The 12,422-nt window shown below is 37.0% G+C and carries 14 protein-coding genes; 9 read left to right on the top strand and 5 right to left on the bottom strand.

Going from position 1 to position 12,422, the window contains the following annotated elements:
• Positions 1-198 precede the first annotated feature (198 nt).
• From P2E05_RS08875 to brnQ, 3 genes are all read left to right on the top strand, one after another.
• Entirely contained in the window at positions 199-582 is a 384-nt protein-coding gene (locus P2E05_RS08875) for a helix-turn-helix domain-containing protein (protein WP_154624064.1), read from the top strand.
• Between the two features lie 252 nt (positions 583-834).
• A complete protein-coding gene (gene yidA / locus P2E05_RS08870) occupies positions 835-1,650 on the top strand; it encodes a sugar-phosphatase (RefSeq protein WP_154624065.1) in 816 nt (271 codons plus the stop codon).
• A gap of 214 nt (positions 1,651-1,864) precedes the next feature.
• Positions 1,865-3,196, top strand: coding sequence for a branched-chain amino acid transport system II carrier protein (gene brnQ / locus P2E05_RS08865; RefSeq protein WP_272657903.1), 1,332 nt, complete (start codon positions 1,865-1,867; stop codon positions 3,194-3,196).
• Positions 3,197-3,225: 29 nt separating this feature from the next.
• On the opposite strand, the gene yddG is transcribed toward brnQ, so the two are convergent.
• Both yddG and P2E05_RS08855 read right to left on the bottom strand, forming a co-directional pair.
• Positions 3,226-4,152: an aromatic amino acid DMT transporter YddG gene (gene yddG, locus P2E05_RS08860; protein WP_154624067.1), complete on the bottom strand. Its 927-nt coding sequence runs from the start codon at positions 4,150-4,152 to the stop codon at positions 3,226-3,228.
• Positions 4,153-4,301: 149 nt separating this feature from the next.
• A complete protein-coding gene (locus tag P2E05_RS08855) occupies positions 4,302-5,759 on the bottom strand; it encodes an alanine/glycine:cation symporter family protein (protein ID WP_269723948.1) in 1,458 nt (485 codons plus the stop codon).
• Between the two features lie 647 nt (positions 5,760-6,406).
• Between P2E05_RS08855 and P2E05_RS08850 the strand changes: the two genes are divergently transcribed.
• Entirely contained in the window at positions 6,407-6,643 is a 237-nt protein-coding gene (locus P2E05_RS08850; protein ID WP_154622807.1) for a DinI-like family protein, read from the top strand.
• Between the two features lie 370 nt (positions 6,644-7,013).
• Entirely contained in the window at positions 7,014-7,388 is a 375-nt protein-coding gene (locus tag P2E05_RS08845) for a hypothetical protein (protein ID WP_196713169.1), read from the top strand.
• A 70-nt stretch (positions 7,389-7,458) separates the two neighbouring features.
• Here P2E05_RS08845 and P2E05_RS08840 read toward each other — a convergent pair whose 3' ends face one another.
• Positions 7,459-7,833, bottom strand: coding sequence for a hypothetical protein (locus P2E05_RS08840; RefSeq protein ID WP_154622805.1), 375 nt, complete (start codon positions 7,831-7,833; stop codon positions 7,459-7,461).
• A 329-nt stretch (positions 7,834-8,162) separates the two neighbouring features.
• Between P2E05_RS08840 and P2E05_RS08835 the strand changes: the two genes are divergently transcribed.
• On the top strand, positions 8,163-8,384 hold the full coding sequence (locus P2E05_RS08835; protein ID WP_154635549.1) for a HEAT repeat domain-containing protein: 222 nt from the start codon (positions 8,163-8,165) through the stop codon (positions 8,382-8,384).
• 306 nt (positions 8,385-8,690) lie between these two features.
• On the top strand, positions 8,691-9,032 hold the full coding sequence (locus P2E05_RS08830) for a hypothetical protein (RefSeq protein ID WP_154623412.1): 342 nt from the start codon (positions 8,691-8,693) through the stop codon (positions 9,030-9,032).
• A 57-nt stretch (positions 9,033-9,089) separates the two neighbouring features.
• Here the strand turns inward: P2E05_RS08830 and P2E05_RS08825 are convergent, their stop codons facing one another.
• Positions 9,090-9,593 (bottom strand): DUF1543 domain-containing protein, encoded by a 504-nt coding sequence (locus P2E05_RS08825; protein ID WP_154623413.1) that lies wholly within the window; start codon positions 9,591-9,593, stop codon positions 9,090-9,092.
• A gap of 271 nt (positions 9,594-9,864) precedes the next feature.
• Between P2E05_RS08825 and P2E05_RS08820 the strand changes: the two genes are divergently transcribed.
• Positions 9,865-11,016 carry a pyridoxal phosphate-dependent aminotransferase gene (locus P2E05_RS08820; protein ID WP_154622870.1) on the top strand — a complete coding sequence of 384 codons (1,152 nt, stop codon included), beginning with the start codon at positions 9,865-9,867 and terminating at the stop codon, positions 11,014-11,016.
• A gap of 329 nt (positions 11,017-11,345) precedes the next feature.
• On the opposite strand, the gene P2E05_RS08815 is transcribed toward P2E05_RS08820, so the two are convergent.
• On the bottom strand, positions 11,346-11,690 hold the full coding sequence (locus P2E05_RS08815) for a DMT family protein (protein WP_154622869.1): 345 nt from the start codon (positions 11,688-11,690) through the stop codon (positions 11,346-11,348).
• A 161-nt stretch (positions 11,691-11,851) separates the two neighbouring features.
• Between P2E05_RS08815 and P2E05_RS08810 the strand changes: the two genes are divergently transcribed.
• Positions 11,852-12,340, top strand: coding sequence for an N-acetyltransferase (locus tag P2E05_RS08810; protein ID WP_272657901.1), 489 nt, complete (start codon positions 11,852-11,854; stop codon positions 12,338-12,340).
• The last annotated feature ends 82 nt before the right edge of the window (positions 12,341-12,422 follow it).

Below are 12,422 nucleotides of genomic sequence, written 5' to 3'. Positions count from 1 at the left end.
ATAGTTTTATACGGGTTCGTCATACCGTGCTAGATTGGTCACGAATGACCCCTACGGAGTTCGGGTATACATGTTTTACTATTGTTCTTTATTACATAATTGAGGAATAATGCTTTAATTAACTCAATTCGACAGAACAACTGTACTTCGAACAAAATTTAACGCCAAAAGGTCAACGACCTCAGTAATTAAATCGAGATGCCACAAGACAACCACTTAGCACTTGTTTATGCCCTAAGCAAATGGATTGAAGAACATTTAGGCCGTGTTATCCATTTAGAAGAGCTTGCTGCCTACTCAGGCTATTCGCTTTGGCATATGCAGAAAATTTTTAAAGAAGTCACTGGAATTTCATTGGGTAAGTATATTCGCCAACGCCGACTTGCTGGCGCGGTAAACCTGTTGAGAAACAGCGATCAGTCTATTTTCGATATTGCACTAGACTTTGGGTTTGGCTCACAGTCGCATTTCACCTACATGTTCCGTAAAGAATATGGCATCACGCCATTTGATTTTAGGCAAAATGTTGATATTGATTTAGACGTCAAAGAACCATTACATTTAGCGAACCACCGTGAGTGAAGATGCCTTATTGGCATTGAAACTATCACGTCTCTTCACGCATTCAATGCCATAAGCCATTGTCACTTTAGTAATTTTATATTATCAGCGCACCCGAACTATCCCATAGCGACGAGGCAAGTCCTTGGGATAACGCATTCAATATGCAAAGCCATCTTACACATTTATCGTCACCACTCTTTTTTAGCTAATTTACATTTTTTGTAAATAGAGTAAGGTATTTCAATTAAATATCATTAATCGGAGGCGTTGATGTCTATCAAACTGGTAGCGATTGATTTAGATGGTACTTTACTCAACTCTCAGCACCAAATTACACCCGCTGTCAAAGATGCCGTCATTCAGGCTAAAAATAAAGGTGTTCGTGTTGTACTCGCATCTGGGCGACCATTTTCTGGGATATCCCCTTACCTTAAAGAGCTCGGGCTAGATAACGCATCTGATTACTGTATTAGTAATAATGGGAGTGTCATTCATCAAGCCAATGATGGTACTCATTTAATTGAAAACTTACTTGATTTCGCTGATTACCAATATTTTGTCTCCCTTGCTAACGATGTGGGTGTACATATGCATGCGCTTGCACAAAACACCATGTTTACAGCGAATCGTCATATCAGCCATTACACGGTCCACGATGCCTATCTGACCAATACACCTCTTGTATATTGCCCTGCAAATGAAATGGACACTGACCTGAAATTTACAAAGTTCATGATGGTCGACCAGCCTGAAAAGCTCAGTGTCGGTATCGGTTATATTCCTGAAGACGCTTTTGAAAGTTACTCTTTAATGCATACAAGCCCTTACTTTTTAGAAATCTCGAACAAAACAGCCAGTAAAGGCGCGGCATTACAATTGATTTGTGAGAAACTCGGCATCACACCCGATAAAGTCATGAGTATTGGTGATCAAAATAACGATGTGCAAATGCTACAATATGCCAAAGTACCTGTCGCGATGGGAAATGCGATTGATAATGTTCGAAACATCGCAAAATTTGTTACAACAACCAATAATGAAGATGGTGTTGCTGTTGCACTAAATAAATTTATCAACCACCAATAATCTGTTTGGCAGTGAACTTCACTGCCAAATGAAGATATACCACAAAATAATACCATTCATTTACGTATCACCCTCTTAATTTCGCTGCTGTTAAAAATATAATTCAACAGCAAAACCTTACTTACTTCTCTAAATTTGATACTATCTGCCCCCTTAAAAATACTGTAATACTAAAATATTCATTGCAAAATAAACATTACAAACAGGTAGTAAAATGTTTTCAACTAAAGATATGGTAATTCTTGGGATGATGGTCTTCGCGCTGTTTTTAGGCGCTGGCAACATCATTTTTCCTCCAATGGCAGGCTATCAGTCCGGTACCGATTGGTTTAGTACCTCGCTCGGTTTTATTATCACAGGTGTTATTCTGCCTTTCATGACACTGGTCACTGTCGCCGTTAAAGGCAGAGGAGAAAGACTGTCCGTTGATTTACCCAAATGGGTCGCTGTTATTTTTTGGGTTGCTCTGTACTTAATTGTTGGCTCCACTTTTGCCATGCCTAGGGTAACAAATACGGCATTTGAAATGGGCTTTATCCCTTTAGGATTTATTGAAAAAAGTACAGCATCTCATTTGACCTTTGCTTTGATTTTCAACGTTTGTTCGCTGTTTTTCATGCTTAAGCAAGGTACGATGATCAGCGCTATTGGCAAATTCATGACACCGGCTTTGCTTGTTCTCTTAGTGGTTGTAGGTATCGCTGTCGTTGTGGAGCCGCTGTCTCCAATTAATGCCCCCGTGAAGCAATATGCGGATTACGCCTTCTTTGGCGGTGTTATTGATGGCTACCAAACTATGGATGTATTGTCCGCAATGGCATTTGGTGGGATCGTAGCTCGCGCATTAGCCTCGAAAAAAATCACTGAACCTCGCCAAGTTGCTTTTATCACCATTAAAGCCGGTTTAATTTCCGTGAGCTTACTGGCGGCTCTCTACATTTGTTTATTCTATCTTGGTGCGACCAGTGAAGTTGTCGCGAATACCGCGACAAATGGTGGGCAAATCTTCTCACGCTACGTTGATGCACTGTTTGGTTCAATTGGCACATGGATTATGTGTGGCATTGTTTTATTAGCCAGTATGACAACACTGGTTGGTGTTACTAGCGCATGTGCGGACTATTTTGCGACCTTCCATCATCGTTTAGGCTATCGTTTTTGGGTCGTCTTTTTCACACTACTCACGACCATTGTTTCAACCTTTGGCCTGGATACGCTGTTAAGAGTCACTATCCCTGCTCTACTGATGATTTACCCGTCGTCAGTGACGATTGTGTTCTTGCAATTTGCTCGACGTTATATGGCGGCACCAAGAGTATCTTATGGCATCACAATTGCCGTTATTGTCTTCATGAGCTTGTTAGATACGCTCAACAATATGGCATTACTCAGCGAAGGCGTTAAACAATTTTTAGTGAGTCATTTACCGCTGTTTGAACAAGGTATGGGCTGGCTAATACCGGGGATCATTGCTTTCATTATTTCTTTATTTATCGGAAAAATGTTTTCAGGTAAACCTGCGCAACTCAATGATGAACTTGCTTAATTAATCCGTTCACCTTTCTATAGCGCCCTCTATTTTTGTTGGGCGCTTTTCACTGAAACTTTGACAAGAGAAGCACGCCGAGTCGCTAAAAAACAAATTATTGACCCGAGTGTTACCATTACGACACCTTGCCAAAAACCTAAAGTCAATGTTGTACTTAATAGCATCGACGAAAAAGCGGTTGATATTACTGGGGTGAAGTAAGATAGCGTTCCTAAAAAAGCCACGTTGCCTCTAATCACGGCTAACGTCCATAAAGCATTTGCTCCACCTGTCGCTAATGATGCAATCACGAGTAATAAAATACTTGATAACGAAATATGAAAATGTTTATCTGGTTCAAATGCAAACAGTATCCATAATCCCACGGCTGTCAATAGAAAAAACAGCACCATTCCGTTGTGCCCACCTGAAATACGCTTCGTCACATTACTGTAAAACGCCCAAAGAATCGCCCCAACAAAAGCTAAAAGATAACTGACAGGGTTGCTTGAAATATTATTCGCTATAGCTTCAATAGAAATAGGTTGATCACCGGAAATAACCCAAATTAAACCTGCAAACGCTAAGCACAGCCCAATACCAAGAAGCAAGGTAAATCGTTGCCGATTAAAAAAGACAGCTAACGCAATTGTAAAACTTGGCCATAAATAATTCACCATACCGAGTTCTATCGCTTGTTGGCGGTCTCGCGCTAACCCTAATGCAAGCACAAAACAGATTTCATAACTGACGAATAACAACGTGCCCCAAATTAAATAGCGTTTAGGATAAAGGTGAATTTTGGGCAACCCCATGAATAAAACCAAAATCACTGTTCCTAAGCTGTAAATTAATGCCGCCCCGCCAACAGCACCAAAATTTTCACTCGCACTGCGTACTAACCCTACGATTGTGCTCCACAGTAAAATCGAGACCACACCATAAAATGTTGCTGCATACCGCTTTAAATTCATTGTTTTCTCGGTTGGATAATTGCCTTGTTCACCTATAAGAAAAACCTTAAAGCTCAAACAATTAGAAAGCAAGTATTATTAATACTGTTTATATAATGGAAAACACAATAAGAGCCAGTGTTAAAAACATGACTCTTATTGTGTAATAATTAGACTGATTGTTTATCAACCCACTGTTGCACTTGTTCTTTTTCCCAAATACCTTGTTCAACTTGGGACTTTAATTCTGGATGCTGGTCAATATCGAATGTCGGTATTCCTCCCGCTTTTCTTTGTCGATCGTAATCCTTAGCCAACTTAAAGGCTATTCCTGATAACAGTAAAATTGCAATTAAATTAGTTATTGCCATCAACCCCATCGATAAGTCAGCCATTTTCCAAATAAGCGGCATTTCCGCTAACGTCCCAAACATCACCATCGCTAATGCTGCCAAACGCAAAATAAATAAGCTGGTCGTGTGATTATTTTCTAAAAATATCATATTGCTTTCTGCATAAGCATAATTGGCAATAATAGAGGTGAATGCAAAAAAGAAGATAGCAATTGCAATAAATGTCGACCCCCAACTCCCCACAACTGACGATAAGGCAAGCTGAGTTAACTCAATCCCATTAATCTTTTCAACTGGATTGTCAAGAACACCAGAAGAGAGAATGATGATGGCTGTCGCGCTACAAATCACGATTGTATCCATAAAAACACCAAGCATCTGCACATAACCTTGTGATACGGGATGCGGTGGATATGGTGCTGCTGAAGCGGCAGCATTCGGCGCTGATCCCATTCCGGCTTCATTCGAGAATAAACCGCGCTGAATCCCCTGTGTCATAGCTTGACCTACGCCATAACCAATTGCTCCTCCAGCAGCTTCTTGTAATCCAAAAGCATTACGGATAATTAGCATGATGACATCTGGTAGCCGCTCTATATGATGACCGAGAACCCAAAATGCAAGTATCAAATACGCTAACGCCATGATCGGAACAATAAACTCAGCAACCTTTGCAATTGATTTTAATCCGCCAAATATGACAACACCACTCATCACGACAAGGGCTATACCAACATATAGAGGGTTAAAATCAAATGCTACAGCCGTTGCTTGTGCGATAGAGTTCGCCTGAACGGCATTGAATACCAACCCAAATGCAATAATTAAAAAAATAGAAAAGAGAACGCCCATCCAGCGAAGATTTAACCCTTTTTGCATATAATAAGCAGGGCCACCGCGATAATTTCCTTGGTCATCTTTCGTTTTATACAATTGTGCAAGTGTAGATTCAATAAAGGAAGTTGCCATTCCTAGCATCGCCACAACCCACATCCAAAAAATAGCACCTGGACCACCCGCCGTTATCGCAATAGCGACCCCCGTTAAATTTCCGGTTCCCACTCTTGCGGCTAAGCTGGTACACAAGGCTTGAAAAGAAGATATCCCCGCTTTACTGGACTGGTTGCTATTTTTTAAAACACCGAACATATGACCAAAATGGCGAAACTGGATGAATCCTGTTCGAAGAGTAAAGTAAATACCCACACCAAGTAATAAATAGATGAGGAGAGAGCCCCAAACAATGTTATTTAGATAATTTACAATTTCTACCAAACTATTCTCCTTATATGAATATATAAATAAAGATTATTGTTTATATAATGATAGCCTTTTGATATTCCATCTCTCAGGCATACAAAGTTCACGATATAAACTCACTTTTTATAGCGCCCCTAATTAAATACAGAACAAAGGATCATAAAACTATATTTTTTTATCTTTTATGTAAAACATTTTCTGTATTGAGAATATGTTAGATCAAATTTTATTATCGCCACGCTTAACATCCTTGGGTTAATCACAATTATTATTAATATTTATCAATAGATTACAAAGCAACCCAACCAATCATAAAAAAGTTAATCAATTGATTTTTTATTCTGCCAACACCTTATCTTATTTGCATATATAATAGTCATATTCTCATATTAATGGCTGTAATAAAATGAACTTACTATATTCCTGAATATAGTTATTCAGCTAATAAGGCCAATAAATCTATTTATCAATAATGCTAATTTTTTATTCAATCATTTGTTATTTGGTATGAACGCGAACACTCATGGGAGAGTGTTGATAAAATACGCGCCTGAACCTATCCGAAAATAATCGAAAAAAGACAATGATAAATAGCCATTGCTTCTATTAGTGCAACACAATAAACTTTACAGCTAAATCGTAACCCTATTGAAGGTTAAAAAATGAAAATCACCATTAAAATCTCTGATGATGCAGTATCTAAAAACCTCTATGATGCCTTTACCGCTGAATTACGCGCTAGAGTGTTAGAAGTCTACCCAGGTAGTGACCTATATATTGTTCATGACAGTGGTGCAACAACATTCGACACTTCAGGTTTCCATGATGATAAAGAAGCACATATTGTTCTCCATGAACTGGTTGAAGATGTTCTTCATCATGGCCATTGGTCAAAATAATTATTTTTGACTCATGCTTACCGGCCTTTAATTTAAACGTTCACGACATTTGAAGGCCGGTGAACAATATCTATCCTATTTGATTATTCCTCTCATTTTTAATTCTGATCAAGATCATGTTTGTAGCAATCTAACCTGCTTAAAAAGCGAAACGCCTTTTCTTTCCACCGTTATATGATAGATTATATAACGTAATTTTCATTTACATTGCTTTTGCTCATTATGGCAGCCAGTATTTTTACTGGCTCTTTTTTGTTTCAAAATGCGAAAAGATACGTAAACTAAGACCTTTTCAGCCTATTCTGCTATAGTTTCAGTTCGTTACCCTATAAAGTTAAATCTCATTTAGTGTAAAACTAGAGGTACTGCCATGAAACGTCTTTTACTTGCTGTATGCTTTGCCCCTGTCATTGCTATGGGTGCTAATGAACCACTTAACATTAGCCAAATTGCCAATGACTACTGTGATGTCACTGGCCAAGCGCTTAACGATGCTTATCGTTCAGATAAAAGCAGCAATGAATTAGCAATAAATACACTTAGCCAATTAAAGAGCAAAAATGTTGATCTTGCCAAATTAGAGACTAACGAAGCTGATTTGCAAAAAAACTTAGATGTCGCAATCAAAGCAGTCCGTGATAATAAAAGTCAATTTAAAAACCAAGATGAATTTACCGCATCGCTAAATGACTCTATTTCAGCGTGTAAGATCCAAACTGAATTGCTTCTAAACAAAGCCAAATAATCATCAATATAAAAATGCGCTCAATATTTGTTCAGATAATATTGAGCGCATTTTATCGACGCTTTCTGATTTACTGTTGTTTCTCTTGGCAGATACCGGTTATTGCTGCTTGGTTTGCTTCAGTATCACTCAATAATAATTGATTGTATCCAGAAAATTTCCCATCACGCACATCAATATTCGCAACAAAAGGCAAAGCTGAACTGTTATCATTCAGTTGATACATACCACACACGCGAACGCCTTCCCCCTCTTTATAGTGATTCCGCTTCACCACCTTAACATCCTTGAAGGTCACTTTCTGTTGTGAAGGCAACTTTTGTTCAACAAGTTGCTGAGCCATTTTTTGAATATCTGCATCATTTATTGATGTAACATATTGATATATAAAGCCAGCAATAATAATCAAGATCACAATAAACAGTTTGGTTTTTACACGTTTCAACAGATAACCCTTCTTTGCGTTTACTTTTATCTCTAATTATAACTGTATTAAATGGGGGAAAGTGAACAAAATGAGTCAAATTTACGCTTCATTAAATTTGGTTCCATTCTATCCCTCAATGGGATAACAGACCTTTATTTTGGTTATCTTTATGATAGATATATAGTTAAAATAAATTATTTGAAAAGATATTTATATAAAAATAAAAAATAAACTTTAATATTCTTTTTTTATTAATTTTCATTATATATTAATAAAAAAAACATTTTCAATTTTCACTCTCAACATTATAATCCAGAAACAATTCTCATTTAACCAACATAAACCAAATGAAAGAAAAAATAGTGAAAAACTTAGTTGACCTCACCTATGGCTCAAATAATGATGTTAAAATCGCGGCTATCAATGCATTAGGTGATTATAAATGCTCAATTGAACAACAAGAAGCTATTAATAGATTACTAGTTCTATGTGATGACTATAATAAAGATATCGCCATAGCCTCTATTAGTTCATTGAGTAAACTCGCCAAGTTTTTCACTGACTTATAGCAAAAAAAACAAAAACCATTGATTTTAAAGGAAAACATTGGGTTTATTTATATTATATACTATCGCTACGACCTAAGATTGATATCAAAAAATAAATTTCTAAATTAACAAACTGTATTTTTTATAATAGAAAATACACCTTAATCACTTTATTTTAAAAACTGAAACAGTTTCTTTTCATTGTGAATAAAATAAGAGGGATTTTGATGAAATTATGATTTATACCTCCATTTAGGTAAATATGATTGAAATAATAAATAAAAGAGCCACAATAATCATTAATAGATACCCAATAGGAGTATAATTATGAATTATCTTAAACCTCTTTTAATTTCAGCAAGCCTATTTGCCGTAAGTTTTACAACTTTTGCATATAACAATAATTATTGTGATGGCACTTGGCATAGAGGCAGTTATCACAATCAACAACAATATAATAATCGTCCTTGTGATGGTCCTCGTCACTATACTCATTCAGGGCGACATAATGGCATGATGCAGTACTCAACCTCAATTCAAACAGCGCAACCCTCTGAAACACTGAAAAAAATTGCGGAAGATACGCCTAAAGGAGAAAATGGTAAGCAATACCTTATTCGTGTTTCCGTTATCGAAGTTTTAAATAACGACTCTTCTCAAAATCCATAATTCAATCAGGGCAGCAAGACTGCCCTGTTCAGTGACAAAATGACAGTCACTAAAAATTTAAATCCCTATTGGCTGATAACCTTGCCATTCAGGTTTAAAATGTTCACCGTTTGGTTGCTCAACTAAATGTATGTAATACTCACCCACCTGATTGAGCAATAGACAATCATCAACATCCTTTAAATTATCTTTATGCTGCTGCTGACAATTAACTAAAAGTGAATGAATCGCTTTTTGCTTTGCAGCGCTTGCTGATTCTGCAACAAACAAATCAAACTCATGGAGTTCCGCTAAAGTAGATGATTGATATCCTCCAACATTAACAAAATACAACCGCTGTGAACTTACAGAAGGTTCGCGACTTAACTCAATTCTATAGCCATCCACCCAATCAATAATTGCATAGCCATCAATGTGGACTTTATCCTTATCACCGAACCACGCTTCCCTTAATGCTGGCCATGCATCTGTTGCTTGTTGAGCGACAACAAATTGCACATCATGCACTTCAATATTTGATTTACCTGCATTTCCACCAATATAAAACATAAATAACTTCATTTTGTATTCCGACTTTATCTTCCAATATCGATATGTAATCTATTACACATCGATATAAATTCAAAGTAAAAAAGCCCAGTATTTTGATAAAAACAGTAATGAATAATTTTTCATATTTATCATATCGTTATATATCCACCCCGTATCCACACATCTATTTTCATGCATAGAAATGAATAAAAACGCATTTTTTTTAAATAATTATTTACAAGTAAACAATTAACAATTATAACTAATCCAGTTTGTACTATTTCTATTGTAAGGAAACACCATGGATCGTCGTTCTTTTCTAAAAACAAGCTCAATTATCATGGGCGGATTGGCTAGCACAACTTTATTAAATCAAGCAATCGCTGAAACTAAAAGCCCTCTTGTACTTGATGCTCAACACCCTTTACTGCTCAATTTTAACGAGAACTCGTTAGGCATGTCCCCGAAAGCGAAAGATGCCGTTGTGGCCGCTTTACCGAACTCTTTTCGCTATCCAGATAGCGCTCGCGCGGAATTGATTACCGCTATTGGGCAACAGTACGCTTTATCTGATAAACATGTTTCTCTTGGGAACGGTTCTTCAGAAACAATTCAAGCCGCCATCGCTATGCTGGCAGCACAAGCACAAAAACAAAATATCAACTTTCAACTTGTTACACCGGATCCAACCTTTAACTATGCTGAGCTATACAGCATCCCACTCGGTGGAAAAATTACTAAAGTGCCGTTAAAAGAAGACCTGACTTTTGACCTGCAAAAGATGGAACAGCTAGCAAATGAGTTTGATGGATTGTCTATTATCTACATCTGTAATCCAAATAACCCAACAGCAATGATCACCCCTGCCAGTGAATTAGCAAAATGGATTAGTCATGCTTCAGAAAAACAATTTTTTATCCTAGATGAAGCCTATGCTGAGTATGTGGAAGATCCTAAATTTACCAGTGCAATTGAACTGGTTAAACAAGGTCACAAAAACCTTATCGTGACACGTACATTTTCTAAAATTTTTGCTATAGCGGGACTTCGAGTCGGCTACGGAATCGCTAACCCAGAAGTCATTGCAGCCATTGATGCATTTTTGTCTATAGATAATACAAATACAGCAGGGGCAGTTGCCGCACTAGCTTCATTGAAAGATAAGCCATTTATTGCATATAGTCTGAAATCAAATAATTTATCCAGAAAAATTGTTGAGACTGCATTAAATGAATTAGGAATTACCTATGCGCCATCTCAAGCTAATTTTCTTTTCCATAAAGTAAAAGGTGATGTAAAAACTTATCAGCAAAGAATGGCAGATGCCCATGTGATGGTAGGCCGAGAATTTCCACCAGCATTAGGATGGAGTCGTTTAACATTAGGTACACCTGAAGAAATGGAACAATTTGTTATTATATTAAAACAGTTCCGCGAAAAAGGTTGGGTATAGTTTAAATTGCTTCCCCCGCATACTAGGTGTATGGGGGGATTAATGAAATACATCACAGAACAACAAACCCATTTCACATCCCATTAGCCCATACTCAAACCCAGACTTTTCTAACACTCAGCCCAGAGTCAACTCAGTCAATCCGTCATTCAACGTTATACAGCAACGCTTATCTTTATTTTGTTCCTGTAATGGTCAGCAAGGTATAACACTTCTCTCTTGCAACGCTATCCCTCTTTCCTTCATGTTATTCAACATCATACTCAAGCTTAACTTGTTAGCCAATATCGCACATTTCTCATGACACAGAGCGCTTATTAAGCAAGACGTCAGAATGGACCTTTAAAAATAAAGAATGCGCCAGCAAAAATCAGAAGAAAACCAATAATATGGTTAATTGTGATACTTTCGCCTAAATAGAGAACTGAAAAAATCACAAACACACAGAGTGTTATCACCTCTTGCATTGTTTTCAGTTCCGCAGCACTGTAATACTGGTGCCCAAGGCGGTTAGCAGGCACAGCGAAGCAATATTCGACAAGTGCGATTAGCCAACTAAAAAAAATAATGCTATACAATGGTTTATCGGTAAACTTTAGGTGTCCATACCACGCAAACATCATAAAAACATTCGAAATAATGAGCAATAAAATAGGATAAGATTTAGCAAGCATTTTAAAATAACGGGTAGTAAATAATGATGACATTATGCTGAGAATAACAATAAAATCTATAACAATCGATTTTCACATCATCATAAAAAGGCCATTTCAATCATCTTATTTCGATAACTCCTGCTTTATTAATCATTATTCAAATCGTCTTTGGAGAAAACATGCCTATTCAATATCGTTTAATGCAGATAACCGATTGTGAAAATGTTGCTCAATTATTACAAGCTAATTCAGAATCTCAAGGCGGTGGACTATTAGGGGATTACCCATTAAGTAAAGTTAAGATGATGTTTACTCACTCAATCCATACGATAGTCGCTTATGATAAGAATTTCATCGTTGGTGTTGTATTCAGTTTTAGCCCATATGCGGACACTCTGCCGCCTCTTGCTAAATATATTACACAACAATTTAGTGAGTTAATGGAAAATAATTGGTTTTACGGTCCTGTATGTATTGATAAGACCTATCGTGGAAAGGGTATTCTCCAAGCACTTTTTGATGCGCTTCGTGCCAAGCATGCAGGAAATCCTATTGCCTTTATTAATGCCAGTAATCAACGCTCTTTAATTGCTCATCAAAAAATAGGTATGCAGGAAGTGGCTCAGTTTACTTTTAATAATGTAGATTATTATCTTGTCACTCATTAATGGCTCGATACTTATAAATAGGCCATGCTGATCTTTTTGCGTTATTTTATGTACTAGAAAGTACATTTTTTGTTTTTATTTC

Origin of the sequence: Providencia stuartii (assembly GCF_029277985.1) — a bacterium.
In the GTDB taxonomy this organism is placed as follows: Bacteria; Pseudomonadota; Gammaproteobacteria; order Enterobacterales; family Enterobacteriaceae; genus Providencia; species Providencia zhejiangensis.
The sequence above is the reverse complement of the archived record's forward strand: the minus strand, read 5'-3'. Positions and strand labels throughout refer to the sequence as shown.